General features: G+C 43.3%; 19 protein-coding genes and 2 tRNA genes. 4 read left to right on the top strand and 17 right to left on the bottom strand.

Features of this window, described 5'->3' with window-relative positions:
* Positions 1 to 23: 23 nt before the first annotated feature.
* From EAI95_RS06250 to EAI95_RS06260, 3 genes are all read right to left on the bottom strand, one after another.
* Positions 24 to 389, bottom strand: coding sequence for a MerR family transcriptional regulator (locus tag EAI95_RS06250; RefSeq protein ID WP_048715733.1), 366 nt, complete (start codon positions 387 to 389; stop codon positions 24 to 26).
* Between the two features lie 69 nt (positions 390 to 458).
* Positions 459 to 992 carry an aromatic acid exporter family protein gene (locus EAI95_RS06255; protein WP_048690848.1) on the bottom strand — a complete coding sequence of 178 codons (534 nt, stop codon included), beginning with the start codon at positions 990 to 992 and terminating at the stop codon, positions 459 to 461.
* A 146-nt stretch (positions 993 to 1138) separates the two neighbouring features.
* A complete protein-coding gene (locus EAI95_RS06260; RefSeq protein WP_048715731.1) occupies positions 1139 to 2338 on the bottom strand; it encodes a phosphoglycerate kinase in 1200 nt (399 codons plus the stop codon).
* 140 nt (positions 2339 to 2478) lie between these two features.
* Here EAI95_RS06260 and EAI95_RS06265 point away from each other — a divergent pair, with 140 nt between their 5' ends.
* Positions 2479 to 3186 carry a hypothetical protein gene (locus EAI95_RS06265; RefSeq protein ID WP_048715728.1) on the top strand — a complete coding sequence of 236 codons (708 nt, stop codon included), beginning with the start codon at positions 2479 to 2481 and terminating at the stop codon, positions 3184 to 3186.
* 94 nt (positions 3187 to 3280) lie between these two features.
* Here EAI95_RS06265 and EAI95_RS06270 read toward each other — a convergent pair whose 3' ends face one another.
* From EAI95_RS06270 to rsgA, 12 genes are all read right to left on the bottom strand, one after another.
* Positions 3281 to 8074, bottom strand: a complete 4794-nt coding sequence (locus EAI95_RS06270; RefSeq protein ID WP_129822508.1) for a bacterial Ig-like domain-containing protein — start codon at positions 8072 to 8074, stop codon at positions 3281 to 3283.
* 228 nt (positions 8075 to 8302) lie between these two features.
* Positions 8303 to 9313, bottom strand: coding sequence for a type I glyceraldehyde-3-phosphate dehydrogenase (gap, locus tag EAI95_RS06275; RefSeq protein WP_006595530.1), 1011 nt, complete (start codon positions 9311 to 9313; stop codon positions 8303 to 8305).
* A gap of 255 nt (positions 9314 to 9568) precedes the next feature.
* Entirely contained in the window at positions 9569 to 11650 is a 2082-nt protein-coding gene (gene fusA, locus EAI95_RS06280; RefSeq protein WP_048715725.1) for an elongation factor G, read from the bottom strand.
* Positions 11651 to 12023: 373 nt separating this feature from the next.
* Positions 12024 to 12494, bottom strand: coding sequence for a 30S ribosomal protein S7 (gene rpsG, locus EAI95_RS06285; RefSeq protein WP_003003105.1), 471 nt, complete (start codon positions 12492 to 12494; stop codon positions 12024 to 12026).
* Between the two features lie 19 nt (positions 12495 to 12513).
* Positions 12514 to 12927 (bottom strand): 30S ribosomal protein S12, encoded by a 414-nt coding sequence (gene rpsL, locus EAI95_RS06290; RefSeq protein ID WP_001142332.1) that lies wholly within the window; start codon positions 12925 to 12927, stop codon positions 12514 to 12516.
* Between the two features lie 216 nt (positions 12928 to 13143).
* Positions 13144 to 13680: a hypothetical protein gene (locus EAI95_RS06300; protein WP_129822509.1), complete on the bottom strand. Its 537-nt coding sequence runs from the start codon at positions 13678 to 13680 to the stop codon at positions 13144 to 13146.
* A gap of 22 nt (positions 13681 to 13702) precedes the next feature.
* Positions 13703 to 14527 (bottom strand): pur operon repressor, encoded by an 825-nt coding sequence (gene purR, locus EAI95_RS06305; protein ID WP_048715719.1) that lies wholly within the window; start codon positions 14525 to 14527, stop codon positions 13703 to 13705.
* A gap of 130 nt (positions 14528 to 14657) precedes the next feature.
* Entirely contained in the window at positions 14658 to 15608 is a 951-nt protein-coding gene (locus EAI95_RS06310; RefSeq protein WP_129269931.1) for a 3'-5' exoribonuclease YhaM family protein, read from the bottom strand.
* Positions 15595 to 16851 carry a DNA recombination protein RmuC gene (gene rmuC, locus EAI95_RS06315; RefSeq protein ID WP_129822510.1) on the bottom strand — a complete coding sequence of 419 codons (1257 nt, stop codon included), beginning with the start codon at positions 16849 to 16851 and terminating at the stop codon, positions 15595 to 15597. Before rmuC ends, EAI95_RS06310 begins: the two co-directional genes overlap by 14 nt.
* Position 16852: 1 nt before the next feature.
* Positions 16853 to 17518: a thiamine diphosphokinase gene (locus tag EAI95_RS06320; protein ID WP_048715712.1), complete on the bottom strand. Its 666-nt coding sequence runs from the start codon at positions 17516 to 17518 to the stop codon at positions 16853 to 16855.
* Positions 17478 to 18137, bottom strand: a complete 660-nt coding sequence (gene rpe / locus EAI95_RS06325) for a ribulose-phosphate 3-epimerase (protein WP_023024510.1) — start codon at positions 18135 to 18137, stop codon at positions 17478 to 17480. The genes EAI95_RS06320 and rpe overlap by 41 nt, the downstream gene beginning before the upstream one ends.
* 15 nt (positions 18138 to 18152) lie before the next feature.
* Positions 18153 to 19031, bottom strand: a complete 879-nt coding sequence (rsgA, locus tag EAI95_RS06330) for a ribosome small subunit-dependent GTPase A (RefSeq protein ID WP_048715710.1) — start codon at positions 19029 to 19031, stop codon at positions 18153 to 18155.
* Between the two features lie 330 nt (positions 19032 to 19361).
* Here rsgA and EAI95_RS06335 point away from each other — a divergent pair, with 330 nt between their 5' ends.
* The 3 genes from EAI95_RS06335 to EAI95_RS06345 all read left to right on the top strand — a co-directional run bounded on the left by EAI95_RS06335 (position 19362) and on the right by EAI95_RS06345 (position 20576).
* Positions 19362 to 20282: a type II CAAX endopeptidase family protein gene (locus tag EAI95_RS06335; protein ID WP_129822511.1), complete on the top strand. Its 921-nt coding sequence runs from the start codon at positions 19362 to 19364 to the stop codon at positions 20280 to 20282.
* A gap of 118 nt (positions 20283 to 20400) precedes the next feature.
* Positions 20401 to 20483, top strand: a tRNA-Leu gene (locus tag EAI95_RS06340).
* Between the two features lie 4 nt (positions 20484 to 20487).
* Positions 20488 to 20576: transfer RNA gene (locus EAI95_RS06345), tRNA-Ser, on the top strand.
* A gap of 46 nt (positions 20577 to 20622) precedes the next feature.
* On the opposite strand, the gene rsmA is transcribed toward EAI95_RS06345, so the two are convergent.
* Both rsmA and EAI95_RS06355 read right to left on the bottom strand, forming a co-directional pair.
* Positions 20623 to 21498 carry a 16S rRNA (adenine(1518)-N(6)/adenine(1519)-N(6))-dimethyltransferase RsmA gene (gene rsmA, locus EAI95_RS06350; RefSeq protein WP_048715706.1) on the bottom strand — a complete coding sequence of 292 codons (876 nt, stop codon included), beginning with the start codon at positions 21496 to 21498 and terminating at the stop codon, positions 20623 to 20625.
* A gap of 73 nt (positions 21499 to 21571) precedes the next feature.
* Positions 21572 to 22198, bottom strand: a complete 627-nt coding sequence (locus EAI95_RS06355; RefSeq protein ID WP_048715703.1) for a DUF2185 domain-containing protein — start codon at positions 22196 to 22198, stop codon at positions 21572 to 21574.
* Positions 22199 to 22209: the final 11 nt, after the last annotated feature.

Below are 22209 nucleotides of genomic sequence, written 5' to 3' on the forward strand. Positions count from 1 at the left end.
ATAGCATTTAGCAAAAAGAATGATCAGCGTAACTGACCATATGGCGATGAGGTTGTATGAAAGCGACTTTGCTGGAGAATGTCACGGTGAAGGGCCTTACGGACATCCTTTTCACTGACAATCTTGGCAGCTTGACGTTGAGCTTCTTTCTCAGCAATCCGTTTTTTAATTCCTGCAATATTAAGGCCTTCAGATAAATAATCCTTAATTTCCAACAGGCGATCCATATCGTTGAGAGAAAACATCCGACGATTGCCCTCTGTACGATCTGGAGTAATGAGTTGTTGATCTTCGTAGTAGCGAATTTGACGAGCTGTTAAATCTGTCAATTTCATAACACTACCAATCGGAAAGACCGCTAACGTTCGTCTTAATTCCTTTTCTTTCATACAAGACCCCCTTTCTATTCTATTATAACGCAAAAAAAACCGATGTCAAGATTAAAATGTCACATAATCTCACATGGTTTTTTTTCTTTCTTTTATAAAGTCCCGAATCCGATCCACATCTGAATTGACTAAAATCGCAACGAAGACTCCGATAAAGGTTTCAAAGATGCGGGCAAAAACATATAGGAACGTTTCTCCTGTCGGAATGGAGAGGGTGATGATCAACATGGCTGAAACTCCACCGATGATTCCAGCTTTGTTGTTCATAGCGACGTTTGTCATTATGGTTAACATGGTCGCAATGGGCACAAAAATCAGGGTCACCCAAAAAGCATTGTGGAAGAGAATCTTGATCATAAAGAACAGCAGGGCATAAAAACCACCGATGCTGTTACCCATCACGCGCGAAGCTCCGAAGTGAACACTCTTATCAAAATCTTCTCTCAAACTAAAGACAGCTGTCAGCGCCCCAATCTGCAAGCCCCGCCAGCCAAAGATACCAAAAATCAATAGAACCAGAAAAACGGCTATCCCTGTTTTGAAGGTTCGCATTCCTAATCGAAATTTGGAACGGTCAAATTTATGTCGTTTAAAGTAATCCATTGTCCCCTATCTTTCTATCTCTTTTATTCTAACATATTTCTAGAAAGGTTCAAGCGGGGAAATGAAGATCGACTAGCTTCCTTCTACTCACATCCAATAGAAAAAGCACCTTTCGGTGCTTCTTCTATGGTTCATGAGGAACCGTCTTATTTTTCAGTCAATGCTGCAAGTCCTGGAAGAACTTTACCTTCAAGAAGTTCCATTGAAGCTCCACCACCAGTAGAGATCCATGAGAACTTGTCTGCACGTCCAAGGTTGATCGCTGCGGCAGCTGAGTCACCACCACCGATGATTGATTTAACGCCTGGTTGTTTAACGATAGCGTCCATTACACCGATTGTACCAGCTTGGAAGTCAGGGTTTTCAAATACACCCATAGGTCCGTTCCATACAACTGTTTTCGCACCAGTCAAAGCTTCGTCAAATTTAGCGATAGATTTAGGACCGATATCCAAACCAAGGAAACCTGGGTCTACTGCTTCACCTTCAGTGTCTTTCACTTCAGTGTAGTCAGCAAATGCGTTTGCTTCTTTTGAGTCAACTGGCAAGATCAATTTGCCGTTTGCTTTTTCAAGAAGAGCTTTAGCGACATCCAATTTGTCTTCTTCTACAAGTGAGTTACCGATTTCGATACCTTGTGCTTTGTAGAATGTGTAAGTCATCCCACCACCGATAAGAACTTTATCAGCTTTTTCAAGCAAGTTTTCGATCACACCGATCTTGTCTGAAACTTTTGAACCACCAAGGATAGCCACGAATGGACGTTCTGGAGCTTCAACTGCTTCTTGGATGTAAGCAATTTCGTTTTCAAGAAGGAATCCAGCAACTGCTTTTTCAACGTTTGCTGAGATACCAACGTTAGATGCGTGTGCACGGTGAGCTGTACCGAATGCATCGTTTACGAAGATACCATCTCCAAGTGATGCCCAGTATTTACCAAGTTCAGGATCGTTTTTAGATTCTTTCTTGCCGTCAACATCTTCGAAACGAGTGTTTTCAACCAAAAGAACTTGTCCATCTTCAAGAGCGTTAATCGCTGCTTCCAATTCAGCACCACGAGTAACACCTGGAAGGAAAGCAACGTCTTGACCCAATTTAGCAGCCAAGTCAGCCGCTACAGGAGCAAGTGATTTACCTTCTTTGTCTGCTTCTTCTTTCACACGTCCAAGGTGAGAGAAGAGGATTGCACGTCCACCTTGTTCAAGGATGTACTTGATTGTTGGAAGAGCTGCAGTGATACGGTTATCGTTAGTGATCACGCCATCTTTTACAGGAACATTGAAGTCAACACGAACGAGAACTTTTTTCCCTTTCAAGTCAACGTCTTTAACAGTCAATTTTGCCATTGGATATGACTCCTTCTTTTTTTAATACATGATAATTATATCACAAAAGCTGTAAAAGAGGTAGAAAAATCCAATGCTTTTCCCCTCTTATTGACAGTCTAACCAAGAGACCCTATAATAGGGATAAAAAGGAGATATAAATGAAAGAAGGATTATCTACTCAACAAAAAGAAGCCGACAAAGATTTAAATATCTTGGCACTTTTCACCTTGCTTCCACTGATGGGCTTTCTAGCTTTTCAGGAGCCAATCATCAACTTCACTAGAAGCCCAGACCATTCTCTCTGGATTCGCTTAATCGTTCTCGCACTTTGTCAATTTTCTGTAGCTGGCTTGGGAACTAGTGCTGTCCTTATTCGTAGAAAAGAAAGCATACAGAAATATGGACTGGTTAAGAAAAAATTCTTTCCAACTATCCTTCAAACAGTTCTTATTGCCTTACCTCTTCTCATTTTCCTCATAGCTTCAGGTCAGATGCATTCCTATCTTCCTTTTCAATCCATCCTCCTAACAAAAGAAGTCTTATCCAGTCCCTTCCCAACCAATTTCTTGGGCTATCTTCTCATTTCTCTTATTTGGGGATTCTGGGAGGGTTTTAATTATGTTGTGATTGTCCAAAAAATCAACCTCCGCTATCCTCAGTACGTAAAAGGAGTATGGAATCTAGGAGCATTTGTGTGTGCTTTAATCTGCTTGCTCATCCACGGGATGATTGGTTTTGACTCATTGTCACTCTTACAAGAAGGAACTGTTTTCATTCTTATTTATGGAATGCTTCTAGTTCAGAGACGTACAGGAAACGCTTGGGGCTGTATTCTTATTTTTGTCCTCCTTTGGAATGCCTTTTAATATCCTCTAAACAAGATCAAACCTCTCTGGTTTTTACCAGAGAGGTTTTTTTGAGAGTGACTTTTTAAAAGAACGAAAGAATCCTGTAAAAGACTTACTCTTCTTTCCTCTTACCAGCCAAGAGGAAGCCGCCTAAGGCTGCTAAGAGAACAGCTTCTGCTGCAAAGGAAGCTTCTAGGCTTGCCGTATTTGGCAAGTGTTCCGATTGACTTTCTTTGCTTGCATCTTTTGTTCCTTGCTGAACCGTTGGCTGTGAGTTCGCTCCTTGGTGGGCACTTAACAACTGATGGATCTCTTGATCGACCATATCCTTGTGATCTTCCTCTTGATGACCCGGTTGAGTAGAAGTCGTTGGGGCCAACTGATCCACTTGAGATGAATTTGTAGGCTTCAGTGGATTAGCTGGATCCGGAGTCACTGGGGTACTTGGTTGGACTGGCTGATTTGGTTGAGCCGGTTGAACAGGCTGATCAGGTTTAGCCGGCTCCTCTGGTTGGATCGGTTGATCTGGTCCTTCCGTTTTGGCTGGCTTATAGACAATCGCATAGTGGGTAAAATGAGGAGCTGTAAAGATAACTACATCTCCAACTCTCTCAAAGGCCAAGGATTGAGGTGCTTGACCTTCTGGGAAGAAGAGGACTTGCTCCACTTCTTTATCCTTATCCACAGGGATTTTCACAAGTGATGGATGCTGGGTATCGACATCCTGACCACTTGCATCGACTCCTTCGATATCAAAGATAGTCGCTTCTCGTCCCTTCAGCTCTTCTTTTTCTGCCTGATTGGCTTCAACTTTCGCGACTTTTAGTCCCTTAATAGCAGTAGGCTCCAAGTTAGAGAATTGAACTTCGACTCCAGTCGCAGGGTCTACAAAGACAGCCGGCTTATCTTCTTTCAGGAGCGCAATCAAGGTTTCTAAACCTGTTTTTGCGGTTGCGAGCGCTTCAGGAGTGAGTTCTGAAGAGTCTAGGAGTTCTTTATTTTTCTCAACCAGTGCCTGTAAAGCGTCACCAGAAGGGTGATTTGGCTTGCTTGCTAATAGAGCAGTCGCTTCCTCTGTCAGAGCAGAAAGAGCGTCTTTCTCTTTGACTAGATTAGCTTGTCCATCCAAGGCTTTCAAGAGAGCGGTCAATTGATTCAACTGCTCATTGACTTGATCTTGTGTGCTGGTATCATGCTCTTTCAAGACTTTTTCAGAAGCAGCCATTCCAGCCAACAAGGCTTCTTTGACTTCAGGACTGGCAAATGTAAAGTCTACTTTGGCTTTTGCAGCTTCAGCTTCAGCTAATTTTTGCTTAAGGTATTCATCATTGAGAGCTGGTTTTGGATTGACGAGGACATCAAAGCTTGTGCTAGCTCCTTTGTAATGGACGGTGATGGTTTGACGGCCTTCCTTGGTTGCATCAAAGCCAGTTACTTCCACACCTTCATCGGTCAAGGCGTGCGTTTCGGTTGTTTCATCATCAAAGACAACTGTAAAGCGTCCGCCTTCTTTTTCAAATGCTTCTCCGACGATATATTCTACTTTTGGTTTGTCGGTCAATTCTAGACCAGCAACTGCTTTTTCACCTGCTTCCTCTGCACTGACCACAAAAACAGTGAGAGTCTTATCCAATTTCTGACCAAGGTAAGAAACTTCTAGGTGTTGTTCTCCAAGCTTGCTACTGTCAAATCCATGAATCTCTACACCTGAGTTGGTGAGGTTGACCAGTTGATCTGCTTGGCCATCTTTATAATGAACACGGAGAGTCGCCCCTTTCAAGGAAAGAGCATCCCCTTCCCGGTAAACCTTCTTGGTCAAACCATCTTCAAATTGAAGTCCCGCAATTTCTTTATCATTTTTTGGAACTTCGATCGCTAGAACATTACTGATATCTTTGCCAGGTTCTTGCGCACGATAGTAGAGAAGAGATGGGGTTGATTCAAAAGCCAGTGGTTTAAAGATCAGATTTCCAGCTTGATTGGCTGTCATGGTCGCAATTGGGCTAGTCGCTTCTTTATCGGCATAAAGAGTCAATGTGGTATTGGCCGGAACATCTTTGAAGCCGACTTGGACAAAATGATTGCCTAAGTTTTGCGCCGCAGCATGTTTCATTGGGATGTTGACCGTTTCCGTATCCAGACTTTCATACATCTTCCAGTTGTAAATCCGGATGGCTTGCCATGGGGTTCCGTTATCTGCCGTAATGACATGGAGACGCCATTCTTGAGCCTTGATTGGACGGTCGAGTGTAATGTCGGACACATGGGCTTTATTGCCACGAACTTCCTTAGCGAGCTTCCATTCACCCGCTTCATCCTTGTAGTAAAGGTCGAAGTCACGGGTATTCATCTTTCCATCGTCGACAGATTCTCCACCCGCACCGGCATGGTCCATGACCCAACGAACAATGGTCCGTGGTTGTGTCAAGCGAATATCGACGGTTCCACTCAATTGAGCAGAAGACCATTTATCTGAAAGACTGGTAATGGTACCATTTAACATACCTTCGATGCCTTCACTACCATCCGCATCTGGGAAGCTCGAACCAATGACTTTGGCTCCAATCACCACGTTTGGTGCAAGGGCTTTTGGAAGACTGGTATCTGACACGGTCATACCCCAATCAAAGGCCACAGTTCCTGCATCTGAACGTTGGCCGTTCTTCCCAACTGCCACAACCTTGAGGTCCTGAGTCGTTCCTTCAGCACTTGCTGAACGGCTAACTTTTGGTAGATAGACGGTTGTCGCAGAAGACCCTGTTAAGAGACGCCAGTTGTCGCCGTCTTTTTCATAGACTTCATAATAATCTGCGTCCGCAACCCCTTTAAAATTAAGGACAGCCTCCGCTTCCTGGGCATTTTGCAGGCGTTTTGCCCGAACAGTCACTTCAGATGGGGCTACTGGTTTTTCTTGGTTGGACGTTATCGACAATTGACCGAGGTTGAACTTGTAATCTTTGACATCTGCATCATGATCAAAGAACATCTTAACGGCATAAATAGTCTTACCCGCCAAGCCTCCCAAATCAAAGGTTTGAGTAGACCAATCCGCACTCGGTGTCAATTCCTTCCATTCGTATTCAGAGTAGTCTTCTTTTGTGGCAACAGCTACCCAAGCAGCAGCCCCGACCCCACCCTTGTGAGACACACTTAATTTTGTCGTTTCTGTCACAGGAATCTTAGTAGAATAGAGCATAACATTTTGACTGCTATTAGCTTTCAAATCCCCTTCAAAGGTTAAAGAGTTCCCTCCATTGTAGGCTTGATCAAAATCATAGCGACCTTTTAATGGCGTACTATCTTCACTATGCTCTACCCACCAGCGCCATGTTGGAAGGTAGCCAGAAACAGAACGGTAGTTCCACTCCCCTTCTTTAGAAATCTTGCCATCCACAAACCAATGTTTGCCGTGGCCTGTATTAAAGGACGTATTGAAATCAGCACTTGTAATTGGAGTTTTATCCACTACTAGATTGGACATCCCGTACCAAGATTGGTCTGCTGGTTTTCCTTTGGTTGGATCCCCTTGGAAACCAGTCCAGAATAGATCTTCATGGGTATGGTAACCTTCTCCTGTCTTTCCTAGACCTGTAATGGTATCAGGTGCATAAAGCCCAAGAGATAGACGCAACTTGCCATGATCATCTAAAATCGCATTCCAGTCCACATTGGTCTTATAAGAGCCTCCTTTTTGGAGCTCGAGTCCAGCTAGAACATCATAAGGATTGCGGTTAATCCATTTGGCTGTACTGATGGAATAATCAACTTCTGATTTGCCCCAGTTAAAGTTGGCAAAGAAGGTATCAACTGGATTTTCCCCATTTTCAGGCTGCATGAAATTGTAGTTGTACTCACCCAGTGCATTTTCATGGTAGCGACCATATTCATAGGTCATAGCATCATACCAGGAATACTTAATCGGATAGTTGATGCTCTTCGCATACTCCTTAGTATAAAGAAGGAAATCTCTTAATTTTGGCCCCAAAGGCTCTACTAAGTTCCCTGTTGTTTCTTGGTTGATAAAGTAGCCATCAAAACCATAGTACTTCGCTAAATCCACCAATTTCCGAGCAATCGGGAAGGTTTTTGAGCCTTCACTATCTTCTTTCAAGGTTTCTGCAAAGCGTTCTTGATCCTTAATGCTACTAGACCAGTTGTAAAAGAGTGTTCCATAAATAGGAACCCCATTTCGGTGAGCCGCATCAATCACGTCTGCTGAAGGGACAAGTCCTTCCCAAAAGACCATAGAATCCAAATATTGCCAGTAGTCAAAAGCATAAGCCTTAAACTCTTCCCCACCGACGGAAGCATGATCCTTAGCCTTTGAGTTCATGTTAGAAAGGGCTTGGATCTTTGCATCTGGGTTGGCTTGCTCGTTGATTTGCTTCCCTTGAAAACGGCTAGCTAGGGGAACACTTGCTCGGTTCAAATCATCATCTACTCGTTTACCAGGTTCCCATTTCAACAAATCATCCCAAGTATCAAATTTGACCTCTTTTGGTCTTAATTGTTTTTCTTCATTGGTTGGTAAATCTTCCACTTTTTCTGCAGCTACTTTTGGTTGTTCCGTCGCTGAAACGGCTGGAGTATCTGCCGTCGGGCTAGCTTCTGGAGTTGCAGGACTAGCCTCTGTCGTAGCTGGAGTTGCCTCCTCAACTGGTTTTGCTGTTTCTCCAGTTGGCAAAGCAGCATCTGCAGTGTAGACTCCCGCTTCTCTGATCAAACGATTGACATCTTCCGTATTTGCTGTGGAAGCTTCTAAGGGTTGTTCTTTAGTCGCATGCGTCTCATCTGCTGAGACTGCCCCCGTTCCTAAAAATGCCAATCCAATCAATGCAGAACAAACTCCTACACTGAATTTTCGGATACTAAAACGTTGTTGTTTTTCAAATTGATGACCTTTCATCTTGACCTCCATCTTATTTTACTGATTTCCAATCTCCTAAAACACTCCTCCTTCACTATCCTGCAATCGCTTACATTTTTCTTGATTGGAAATCTTCACTCAGATTTAGTTTACCCCTTTAAAGAGAGGTCTGTCAATTCATTTTAGCAAATCCTATAATAAGGTGAGGAGGAACTAAAAAAAGTACAAAAAAAGAGGAGGTCACCCTCCTCTCATCATACGCATGAATTATTTAGCAATTTTTGCGAAGTATTCAAGAGTACGAACAAGTTGTGCAGTGTAAGACATTTCGTTGTCATACCATGAAACAACTTTAACCAATTGTTTACCGTCAACGTCAAGAACTTTAGTTTGAGTTGCGTCAAACAATGAACCGTAAGCCATACCTACGATATCTGAAGATACGATTGGATCTTCTGTGTAACCATATGATTCGTTAGCTGCTGCTTTCATAGCTGCATTTACTTCATCAACAGTAACGTTCTTTTCAAGAACTGCAACCAATTCAGTAACTGATCCAGTTGGAGTTGGAACGCGTTGTGCAGATCCGTCCAATTTACCGTTCAATTCTGGGATTACAAGACCGATAGCTTTAGCAGCACCAGTTGAGTTAGGAACGATGTTAGCTGCACCAGCGCGAGCACGACGAAGGTCACCACCACGGTGTGGTCCGTCAAGGATCATTTGGTCACCAGTGTAAGCGTGGATAGTAGTCATCAATCCTTCTACAACACCGAAGTTATCTTGAAGAGCTTTAGCCATTGGAGCCAAGCAGTTTGTAGTACATGAAGCACCAGAGATAACTGTTTCAGTACCATCAAGAATGTCGTGGTTAGTGTTAAATACAACTGTTTTAACGTCGTTTCCACCAGGAGCAGTGATAACAACTTTCTTAGCTCCACCTGGGTGCAAGTGTTTTTCAGCAGCTTCTTTCTTAGCAAAGAAACCAGTTGCTTCAAGAACGATTTCTACACCGTCGTTAGCCCAGTCGATTTGTTCTGGATCACGTTCAGCAGAAACTTTAACGAATTTACCGTTAACTTCGAATCCACCTTCTTTAACTTCCACAGTACCGTCGAAACGACCTTGAGTTGTGTCATATTTCAACAAGTGTGCAAGCATAACTGGATCTGTAAGGTCGTTGATGCGAGTAACTTCAACACCTTCTACGTTTTGGATACGACGGAAAGCAAGACGACCGATACGACCGAAACCGTTAATACCAACTTTAACTACCATTCGTGATTTCCTCCTTATGAAAATCAAAAAATTTTTTATGTGAAAAGAGTAACTTGATAGGTTACAAATCATCTTTCAACAATATTATTATATACTTTCTTCCCCTAAAATGCAACTGATTTCATTAGGATTAGAAATATTACACAAACTTTCATATTCATTTTCACTATCTCTTATGAGGAAGTGGCCTTAAGTTCTTTTCGAATCAAAAAAAGCTTTCCTCCTATGAGGAAAGCTTTTAGCTAGACGGTAAAATTATGCTTCACCTTTAGCTTTTTTAATGATTTCTTCTTGTACTGATTTCGGTACATCTTCGTAGTGGTCAAATACCATCATGAAAGTACCACGTCCTTGAGTTGCAGAACGAAGGACAGTAGCGTAACCGAACATTTCAGCAAGTGGTACATAAGCACGAACGATTTGGCTTGCACCGTGTGCTTCCATACCGTCTACACGTCCACGACGAGCAGTTACGTGACCCATAACATCCCCAAGGTTTTCTTCAGGAACTGTGATGGTTACAAGCATCATTGGTTCAAGGATAGCTGGTTGTGCTGATTTAGCTGCTTCTTTAAGAGCAAGAGATGCAGCGATCTTGAAGGCAGTTTCAGATGAGTCGACATCGTGGTATGATCCATCGTAAAGCTTCGCTTTCACGTCAACCATTGGGTAGCCAGCAAGCACACCGTTAGCCATAGATTCTTGAAGTCCTTTTTCTACTGCAGGGATGAATTCACGTGGAACCACACCACCGACGATCGCATTTTCGAACTCGAATCCTTTACCTTCTTCGTTTGGAGTAAATTCGATCCAAACATCACCAAACTGACCTTTACCACCAGATTGACGTTTGAAGAATCCACGTGCTTGTGTAGAAGCGCGGAATGTTTCACGGTAAGATACTTGAGGAGCACCAACGTTTGCTTCAACCTTGAATTCACGTTTCATACGGTCAACAAGGACATCCAAGTGCAACTCACCCATACCAGAGATAACTGTTTCACCAGTTTCAGGGTTTGTTTCAACGCGGAATGTTGGATCTTCTTCAGCCAATTTTTGAAGGGCGATACCCATCTTATCTTGGTCTGCTTTAGATTTAGGCTCAACCATCAATTGGATAACTGGTTCTGGAACTTCGATTGACTCAAGGATAATTTTCGCTTTTTCATCTGTCAATGAGTCACCAGTTGTAGTATCTTTCAAACCAACGGCAGCAGCGATATCTCCAGAATAAACTGTTTCGATTTCCATACGAGTGTTGGCGTGCATTTGAAGGATACGTCCGATACGTTCACGTTTACCTTTAGATGTGTTCAATACGTAAGAACCTGAGTTCAAGACACCTGAGTAAACACGGAAGAATGTCAAACGACCTACGAATGGGTCAGTCATGATCTTGAAGGCAAGAGCTGCAAATGGCTCTTCATCAGATGCTGGACGTTCTTCTTGTTCGTCTGTATCAGGGTTTACACCCTTGATTGCAGGGATATCAAGTGGGCTTGGAAGGTAGTCAAGGACTGCATCCAACATCAATTGAACCCCTTTGTTCTTGAAGGCAGAACCACACAATACTGGGAAGAATTCAACATTGATAGTTGCTTTACGGATAGCAGCCTTCAATTCTTCGTTAGTGATTTCTTCACCTTCAAGGTATTTCATCATCAAGTCTTCATCAGTTTCAGCAACTGCTTCAACTAATTTTTCACGGTATTCTTGAGCTTGGTCAAGGTATTCAGCTGGGATATCTTCTTCAAGAATGTCTGTACCAAGGTCGTTGGTGTAGATTTCAGCTTTCATCTTGATCAAGTCGATGATTCCACGGAAGTCATCTTCTGAACCGATTGGCAATTGAATTGGGTGTGCGTTTGCTTGAAGACGATCATGAAGTGTGCTTACTGAGTAAAGGAAGTCAGCACCGATTTTATCCATCTTGTTCGCAAATACGATACGAGGAACACGGTATTCAGTTGCTTGACGCCAAACTGTTTCTGTTTGAGGCTCAACACCTGATTGTGAGTCAAGAACCGTTACAGCACCGTCCAAAACGCGGAGTGAACGTTGTACTTCGATAGTGAAGTCCACGTGTCCTGGTGTGTCGATGATGTTAACACGAGTGTCTTTCCATTGAGCGGTTGTCGCAGCAGATGTGATGGTGATACCACGTTCTTGCTCTTGCTCCATCCAGTCCATTTGTGACGCACCTTCGTGAGTTTCACCGATTTTGTGAATCTTACCAGTGTAGTAAAGGATACGCTCAGTTGTAGTTGTTTTACCAGCATCGACGTGGGCCATGATACCGATATTACGAGTTTTTTCAAGTGAAAATTCGCGTGCCATGAGGTTTTGTTCTCCTATATTTTTTATTTCTATACTATTATAACATGATTTAACAAAAACGGATAGGCAGGACCTACCCGTTCTCATTGTTTATCCTGTTTGATTTAGCTGATTTGAGCTCAATTGAACTCGGGCTAAAGTTAGTTAGCCGATTTGAACCCGAGCGAGGCCCGGCGCAAAAAAGATAAACTGCCTTGTGTTCATGGAACACTGTATCAGTTTCCTATTTTGCCTTGGGCCTTTTGCGCTCTTGGTATCTTAATTGAACCCGGGCTAAAAGCTCGGAAAATAGATAAGCTTTCCTAGAATCTTTGATTCTTCGTCAAGCTTCCTAATTTTCAGTCGCTTTTTTAACGCCCTTAGTATCTTAATCTTACCAGCGGAAGTGTGCGAAGGCACGGTTAGCTTCAGCCATACGGTGAGTGTCTTCACGTTTCTTAACTGCTGCACCAGTGTTGTTTGCAGCATCCAAGATTTCTTTAGCAAGGCGGTCAACCATTGTGTGCTCACCACGTTGACGAGCGATGGTTACCAACCAACGAAGTCCAAGTGTTGTACGACGTTCTGGACGAACTTCAACTGGGACTTGGTAGTTAGATCCACCAACACGACGTGCACGTACTTCAAGTACAGGCATGATGTTTTCCATTGCTGTTTCAAATACTTCAAGCGCGTCATTTCCAGTAGCTTCTTTGATTTGCTCAAAAGCACCGTAAACGATTGAAGCTGCTGTACCACGTTTACCATCAAGCATAACGCGGTTGATAAGACGAGTAACTAGTTGTGAATTGTAAAGCGGATCTGGCAATACATCGCGCTTTGGAGCTCTATTTTTACGACTCATTTCTCTTTATCCCCTTTCCTTATGCTTTTGGACGTTTCGTACCGTATTTAGAACGGCCTTGTTTACGATCGTTAACACCTGCAGTATCAAGTGCACCACGGACGATATGGTAACGTACCCCTGGAAGGTCTTTTACACGTCCACCGCGAAGAAGCACCACGCTGTGCTCTTGCAAGTTGTGTCCGATACCTGGGATGTAGGCAGTAACTTCGATCAAGTTGCTCAAACGTACACGAGCGAATTTACGAAGGGCAGAGTTAGGTTTTTTAGGTGTCATTGTTCCAACACGAGTTGCAACACCACGTTTTTGTGGTGAAGAAACGTTTGTTTGAACTTTTTTATGACTGTTGTAACCAACGTTCAAAGCTGGTGATTTAGATTTTTCTACTTTTGATTTACGCGGTTTGCGAACCAATTGGTTAATTGTAGGCATCTACATTCTCCTGTATTTTTTTATTTTTGGTGATGATACACTTGGTGACAGCTATCATCTGTGTGTACTTTTGCAACATTTGTCAGCACGTCCCTGTACACTCTTGAGAGACCAAAAGTAAAAAGTACCGTCTATTATTGTAACATAGCGGTACTTTCACTGTCAAGATTTTTTTCTCTTTTTTGCACGATTGCTTCTTCTTAAAATCGCGCTAGATTATTGTTCAGTTTGTTGCGTTACAGCTGGTGTGGTAGCATTCGAAACCTGAGGAACCTCATTGGACTGATACTGAGGGACTTCTGCGGGGACGACTTGTTGAGGTTGAACCGTTTGGCTAGGTTGATTCGTATCAGTTGATTGAGTATTCTGATTGGTTTGCATTCCGTAATAGTCTACAATGTACTGAATACGAGCTTGAAAGGCCTGTTTTTTGGTTTCGTCCTTCACTTTTTCTACAGCCTCTTGCGCAGCGGTTAAGGTTTCTTGAGTTGCTGTGGTTTCAAAATGAACAACTGCTTTTTCAGCCGCTTCAGCGATTTTCGCTTCCTCTTCTTCTTTGGCTTTTTTAGGGTCTTTCTTCTTAATAGGAAGAGAACCTGTTTTTTTGGTTTCTTGCTTCACTACTGTAACTTGGTCTGCAGAATTTTTACGAACCGTATAAAGTCCACCGACAAGAACTCCTGTCAAGATGAATATCGTTGCCAATCGAAGCCATAGGGGACTACGATCAAAACGGTCTAAAATTGTTTTCATTTTCCTTTCTCCCTCTCCAGCCTTAGTTCTTATCGAAAATATTTCCGATTTCTACATCAATTTTATTTTCTGCTACATCAATGTTGGTCACACGTAGAAGTGACTTGTGATCGAATAAATCTTTACTTCTAGCCGAAGCATTGTCCGCAAAAATAGCGACTCCTGCCAACTCTGAATCGAACTCAGCTAAGAGGCTAACCATCCCACTGATCGTTCCCCCTCCTTTAAGGAAGTCATCGACAATCAGGACACGGCTTCCAGCTTTCAAACTACGTTTGGATAGGAACATTTTCTCAATCCGATCGCCACTGGAACCAGATACGTAGTTGACACTGACCGTTGAGCCTTCTGTAATTTTCAAATCGCGTCGTACAATGACAAAAGGAACATTTAAGACATTGGCTACCGCGTTTGCTAATGGGACACCCTTAGTGGCCACCGTCATGACAGCATCGATTTTTTGATCTCGGAAGGCCTTGGCAATAATGCGCCCAATATTATTTAAGATTTTTGGATCACTTAGCAAATCCGAAAGGTAGATATACCCACCTGGTAAAATCCGGTTGCTTTCTGACAGTTGATCGCACAAATTTTGGACGATTTCTTTTGAATCTGCATCCGAAATCGATGGTGTAAAGATGACCCCTCCACCTGCACCGGTAAGAGTTTCAATGCTTCCAATTTCCATTTCTTCAAAGGCCCGTTTAATAATGACAATGTCCTCAGAAATAGATGATTTGGCAGATTCGTATTTTTCGGCAAATGTATTTAAACTCGTCAATTCGTAGGGATGATTAATCAAGTAATTCGAGATCACAACCATCCGCTCACTTCTTCTTAGCTTCATTTTCTCTCCACATAGTTTTTTTATTGTATTATACCATATTATACCAAAAAACGAACATTGTTAGTCTCACAACATTCGTTTTTGGTTTTTTTACTAACAAACTAAGAGTGACCTTTTTGGCTCCTATTTATTAGGAATCTTTTAAATTTGGCTTATAGAAGGAGCGATTGTCCAAGGCAAAAATCTTATTGGTCATCTCACCAGGGCCCACTAAAGCTAAGGCAGAAGTCATCATCATCATTTCTGCATCTAAGTTATCAATCATATGGATGATCTCGGCTTCCATGATTTTTGGACGAACCGGGCTACCATATTCTAGTAGACCATGGTGACTCAAAATCACATGGCGCAACACAATCACATCTTCTTTTTGATCATCAATCTTTAACTCTTGTAAGACCTTGGTAATTTCTTCATCGATTAGAGCAATGTGCCCGATGAGGTTTCCTCGAACCGTATATTCCGTATTTTCAGGGCCTGAGAGTTCCAGTACCTTGGCAAGATCATGGAGCATGATGCCGGCATAGAGGAGACTCTGGTTTAATTGAGGATAAACCTGAGAGATGCTCTCAGCCAAACGAACCATGGTGGCTGTGTGATAGGCTAAGCCAGTCTCAAAAGCATGGTGGTTGGTTTTGGCCGCAGGATAAGAGTAGAACTCTTTGTCGTACTTGCTGTATAGCGCCCGCACCACACGTTGCCAAACTGGATTTTCTATTTTGAAAATCATCCCCGATAGGTAATCTTTCAAATCGACTGGATTTACCGGAGGTTTTTCCTTAAAGTCTGCTGGATTCGATGGCTCCCCACTTTGAGGCAACCGCAAGGTCAACTGATTGACCTGAGGCGTATTGTTGTAGACTTCCCGACGGCCACTCATATGAACCACGCGCCCAGCCTGAAATTGCTCCACATTATGTGGCTGAGCATCCCACAATTTTCCTTCGATCGTGCCTGTCTCATCTTGGAAGACAAAGGCAAGATAATTCTTTCCAGCACGTGTCTGACGAACATCTGCTGACTTAATGAGGTAGAAGCCTTCAAACAATTCGTCTTTTTTCATTTGATTAATTTTGACCATCATCTTCTCCATCTTCTAAATTCAATAGGCTTGATATATCTAGATTCTCTGACGTTTCAATGTTTCGGAGTGTGCGCTCGATAGCATTTGTTCTTCGGTTTAAGAGGTCATCAATATTACCAGAGGCATGCTTCAACTGCCGTTGGGTCTTTTCTAAAACGCCTCCAAATTTTTGGAACTCCGTCTTGACGGATGCAAGGACCTTGCTAATATCATCTGCACTTCGTTGAATATTCAGGGTCTTAAATCCAACCGATAGGGAATTCAACAAGGCTGAAAGCGTACTTGGCCCCGCGACGACAATCTGCTCCTCTCTTCGGAGGCGATCAAAGAAGGCTGGGTCGCGGACCACTTCTGAATAGAGCCCTTCCGTCGGTAAAAAGAGAATCCCAAAATTAGTAGTGGCAGGTGGATAGAGGTATTTTTGATGAATGTCCTTGGCAAATTGTTTGATACTAGCCAATAGGAGTTTGCGACACCGTTCAATCTCCTCTTTCTCCCCACTTTCATAGGCTTCTTCCAGTCGGTAATACCCCTCCAGAGGAAACTTAGAGTCGATTGGCAGATAGACGTATTCCCCTCTGACCTGACCAGGCATCTTGATAGCGTACTCGACGCGTTCGCTGGAATGGGGAACTGTTACAAACTCTCTTTCATATTGGGCGGGAGTTAGGATATCTTCAATGATCTGGCCGAGTTGGAGTTCTCCCATAATCCCACGGGTTTTCGTATTAGAAAGAACCTTATTGAGACTTCCTACATCTCTAGCGACCGTCTGCATTTCCCCAAGACCTTTATTGACCGACTCCAATTGTTTGGAGACTGTCTCAAAAGAGGTTTGAAGACGACTGTGCAAGGTTTTTTCCAACTTTTCTTCGACCGTTTGACGCATCTGCTCCAACCGCAAATCATTGGAAGCTTGAATCTGTTGCATCCGCTCGTCCGTTTTGTCTCGGTTTTTAGTGAAATTCTCAGCAAGTTCTGCTCGTAAAGCAGTCGTTTGCTGATGCATTTCTGTCCGTAATTCCATAAGACGGTCACTAATCGCCATCTCTATCTGCTGGCCAGTGATTTGCTGAGCTTGTCGCTCTCTCTCAAATCGGTAATCCAGCTGATCCGAAAGATGATCTTCTTGGTCCTCCAGTAAGTCACGGACCTGTTTGTTATCAGCTGCCCGTTGCTGGTAGAGCAAGAAGAGCAAGACAAGATTTCCCACTCCTAATACAAAAAGGATTATTTCCATCTTATTTCCCATCCTTGCTATAAATGATAAGGGCGTAGCCTCGATCAATGGTTAAGGTAATCGGCTGATTGATAAACTCGTTGGAACCATAAATAGCCTTTTTAAAATAATTGGTCTGATTTAAGGGATACTTAGCTCCTTCAATCTGGATGGAAGCTCCCTCAACTGGCATAAAAGCTACATAGGTATAGCCTGCTATAGGCAGAATGGTATGGCGACCTGCTGGACGGTAGCAGAGATAATTTTGTTGGTCCATCAAGTAAAGTTGCGACATAAAGGGTGCAATCTCTGGATCGCTGGGCAAAAAAACACTGGCCAAGTGGTGATCCAGGCGACCACCAAAGGCTCCAAAAATCAGAATGTCCGCTTGAGGCCAACCTTCTAACACTTCCTTAATCGCCAATTCTAAATCCGTATCATTTTTTTCTGCTACCGAAGTCCGTATTTCGTGAGCCGCAGATTGAATACTCTGGAATTCTTCTGGCTCGACCGAGTCAAAATCTCCAACTGCTAAAGTAAGTTCCAATCCTTGCTCTAATAGGAAAAGGCAGCCTGCATCCACCCCGACATAAACATCCAAGTCTAGCGGAATGGTTTCCACTCGGCCACCAGCTACAATCGCAACCTTAGTCTTGGATGGCTGCTCGAAGGGTTTGAACTCGTTCATTCACATCTCCATTAAACACATAGGAACCTGCTACAAAGACGTTTGCCCCTGCTTCTTTCGCAGCGTGAATCGTCTTATCATCAATTCCCCCATCGACTTCAATATCGAAATCCAAGCCTTTTTCTTCACGTAATTGAACCAATTGACGAATCTTATCCATAGTTTCTGGCAGGAAGGCTTGCCCACCAAATCCTGGGTTGACAGTCATGACAAGTACTTGGTCTACCAAGTTCAAGATGTGTTGGATACTTTCAACAGGGGTTCCTGGATTGATGACCACACTTGGTTTTACCCCTGCCAAACGAATTTTTTGAAGGGCGCCATGGATGTGTGGCGTCGCTTCGACGTGAATGCTAATGATATCTGCTCCGGCACGCGCAAACTCTTCGATATGTTGCTCAGGATTGGTAACCATCAAGTGGCAGTCAAACACTAGCTTGCTGTGAGGACGCATACTAGCAACTACACCAGCACCAAAGCTGATATTAGGCACAAAGTGGCCGTCCATCACATCGATGTGGGCGTACTCCGCACCAGATGCTTCCAATTTCTTCAATTCACTTTCAAAATTTGCATAATCTGCACTCAAAATAGAAGGGGCTAATTTGTTTGTTTTCATATTCTTCAGGTCTCCTTATTTGGGTAATTTTTTCGATACTTTTTTATAGGTTTCTCGCCTATTTTCGATCTCGCTCAAGAACTGTAAGTAATTCTCAAAGCGGAAGGAAGCTATGATCCCTTCCTCAACAGCAGGCTTGACGGCACAGGATGGTTCATGTGTGTGGGTACAAGTACGGAATTTGCAATCCTGGCTCACCTTGGCAATGTCTGGAAAAGCATGATTCAGATCTTCCGCATTATCGACTTCATAATCTAGAGAGGAGAAGCCAGGAGTGTCCGCAATTTTGCCCCCATTGAGATCATAAAAACTGACAGCTCGCGTCGTATGGCGGCCGCGTCCAAGACTGTCGGAGATTTCTCCTGTCTCTAGTTCCAACTCCGGAGCCAAGGTATTCAAGAGGGTGGATTTCCCCACTCCTGTTTGGCCCATAAAGACCGTCACCTGATCCTTCAAGAGAGGCAAGAGCTCTTCCTTGTCCGTGACAAAGTCATAGCCCATTTTGCGATAGACTTCCTGGAAAGGAAGCATCTGAGCTGGATCTTCTAGTAAGTCCATTTTTGAAATATAGACAATCGGATGAATCACTTTTTGTTCCAAGAGGACTAAAAAGCGGTCCAATAAATTAACATTAAAATCTGGCTCTTTGGCAGACATGATGACGACAGCCTGATCTATATTCACAATGGGTGGACGGACTAAGCTATTCTTTCTTGGGAATATTTTTAAAATATAGCCTTCCGAATTTTCTTCAGCTGAAAATTCTACCTTATCTCCAACATAGGGAGTTTGTCCCTTTTTCCGGAAATTTCCTCGGGCGCGTGTTTGGTAAATTTCTCCCTCGCACTCCACATAATAAAAACCGGCCAAGGCTTTAACAATCGTTCCTTGCAACTAGCACTCCTTTAAAGTTAATACTACCATTATATCAAAAAATATACGATAGCGCTTACTGACTTGGGTAGGAAAAAAGAAGTTCATCCAGTTTTTTTGAGCAAGATGCAGACAAGGGGTTGTAAACGTTTTCAGATAGGTTTATAATAGAGGAGAAGGACATAATATATATGCCTATCGTGGGAAGTCCAAACTATTTTATAGAAAGGAAGTGACGGAGACTGATACATTTCTTGACGAAGCTACCTGATTAGTAATGAAAGAAGCCTTTTTTTGGTGCCTAATTTCTGACTTTCTTACTAATCCCTGCCAGTTATAAGGAGGTCCTTTATGAGTTTTTCATTTCTTTCCAAGAGTAACCCTCTCGTTTCTAATGTAAAGAAAGGGAAGTTTTTAACCCCTTGGTTTTTAGCTCCCTTTATTCTCTATTACATCACCCAGTACATGTCTCCGATCAGTACTGCTTCCACAAACTTCTTTTTGAACAAACAAAGTTGGATTCCCGACTGGTGGAATATTCTGGATCTTTTGTCCTTCCTCTACACCATCATTGTCTTCTTCCTCTGGGTGAAACTCATTGAAAAACGACCGATTCGAACCATGGGCTTTTCCAAAGGAAATGGTCTCTCCGAATTCGCTAAGGGTGTCTTGGTCGGTGCCATTATGATTACTACGGTCTTAATCGTCTTCTTCATCACTGGCGATGTCCGTTTCGATCGTATTCAATTTAGTCTTCCTTTCCTCGTATCTTGGATCTTGGTTCTGATTGGCTATATTTTTCAAACGGTAGCCGAAGAAATTTATATCCGTGGTTGGTTGATTCCGATTATTTCTTACCATAAGAATGCTTACTTAGCCATCCTCATTTCTTCTACCATGTTCTCCTACTTCCACTTGAACAACAACGGAGCTTCCTGGCTCTCAACAGTTCACCTCTTCGTTTTCGGTCTCTTCACAGCTGTCTATGCCTTGAAGAGAGGAAATATCTGGGGACCTTGTGGCTTCCACTTCGCTTGGAACTTCATCATGGGAAATGTCTACGGCTTCCATGTCAGCGGCTTTGATAGTGAATCCTCTCTGATGTACTTCACGACTTCAAACCGGACCTTTATCACAGGTGGTGAGTTTGGACCTGAAGGCGGGATCCCTGGCTTAGTCGTCTTTATCCTTGCTCTCTTATGGGCCATTTTCCTTCTCAAAGATACCTCTGCAGAACAAGAAGAACTCTACCCTCAACTGAGTTATGAATAAATAAAAAAAGAAAAGGCTGGATTTTCCCAGCCTCTTTCTTTTTCCTCAATAGGTTCGATAAAAAGAAACATGCTATTTTTTCTTGGCATTTCTTTTAAAAAGAGTATAATAGAACTATGCGGAGGTGGTGGAACGGCAGACACGCATGCTTCAGGCGCATGTGCCCCTTCGGGCGTGAGGGTTCAAATCCCTTTCTCCGCATCTTGGAAAGGTGGCCCAGCTCGGTACGGCACCGGACTCGAAATCCGGCAAGTGGATTTTCTTCACGCGCGGGTTCAAATCCCGTCCTTTCCTTCTACAACTGGAAAAGACATGAGCTTCATATCTCATGTCTTTTCTATTATTTGATCCCGGCTTCTAGAAGACCGTCTGCCAAGCGGGCGAAGTCTTCTAAGCTAAGGGCTTCTCCTCGTACAGAAGGTTGCAGGCCTGCAGCTTGGATCCCTGCTTCCAATTTGGCTTTGATTTCTTCGGTCTTGCCAAAGCGGCTGGTCAAGTTGTTCCAAAGCGTCTTGCGACGGTGGACAAAGCTAGCCTTGCTAACAGAGAAGAAGAAATCTTCATCCTTAACTGCCACTGCTGGCTCTGGGCGACGCACCATCTTGAGGATGGCAGAATCGACGTTTGGCGCTGGCACAAAGACGGTGCGAGGCACGATAAAGGCTACCTTAGCGGTCATATAGTATTGGACTGCAATGGACAAAGACCCGTAAGCCTTGGTATTAGGTTCGGCTGAAATGCGATCTGCCACCTCTTTTTGCATCATGACCACAAATTCTTGGAAAGGAATTTTAGACTCGATCAAGTGCATGAGGATGGGAGTCGTGATGTAATAAGGAAGGTTGGCCACTACCTTGATCGGAAGCTCTGGATTTTTGAACTCTGCGATGTACTGGTTGAGGTCTACCTTGAGGATGTCTTGGTTGACAACCGTGACATTGTCAAAATCCCGCAAGGTATCCGCTAAGATAGGAACCAAGCGGTCATCAATCTCAAAGGCCATCACTTCTGCGGCATTTTCTGCCAAAAACTCAGTGAGAGCTCCAATTCCAGGACCGATTTCGATGACATTGACCTGCTTATCAATCTCAGCAGTATCCACAATCTTTTGAAGGATGTTGGTATCAGTCAAGAAGTTCTGACCGAAGGATTTTTTAAAGGTAAAACCGTGACGCTCTAGCACTGCCTTTGTCACGCTATAATCTGCAATTCTCATTTTTTCTCTTTTCTAATCCTTTTAGTGTAAGAAATAATCACTCTATCTCTCTTGTGTTTCTCTACAAGCTAGCCTAACAGTCTTCCACAAAGGCATTCTGCTCCGCTTGGTAGACATAAGCTTCCCCGTTCTTATCTAAGACGGTTTCCAACAAGGGCTCTATTTCCAAGGCCTCTTCAAGACTGATAATGGTGATCTTAGATGGATCGTCCAAATCTTCCTGAGACTCAAAGCCTGTAAAGAATTGCCAACCACTATCTTGTGGATGATGAGGGACATCGTGAATCGCCCAATTAATCTCACGTCGTAGGAAGCAATCCTTGGTAATCATGGCCCCTTTTTGCGTATCAAGATTCAGAGGAGGAACCATCAGGCTTGCGATATGTTCCTGCGCAAAATCCAGCTCATCTCCAAGCTGGATGGAGGTAATATAAGCGGGTTGATTGGTTAAACGTCCTTTGAACTTCCCATCGCGGATTTCAGTGAGTTCGACCCACATACGCTCTGCTCGACACCCATTCTCCAAGACTGTATCCAGCACAAAGATGAGGCGAACCTGGTCCCCAAGCTTCAATTGGTTGATTTCTTCTTGACTTGGAATCAAAAAATGCCGTGGATTCTTTTGATGTTCTGCGTGAACATTCTCCAAAGAAAAGCCGATCACTTTTTTCTTATCTGTAAACAGGTCGAACAATCCCATCTTCTACCTCT

The organism is Streptococcus sp. bf_0095 (assembly GCF_004166885.1).
GTDB lineage: Bacteria > Bacillota > Bacilli > Lactobacillales > Streptococcaceae > Streptococcus.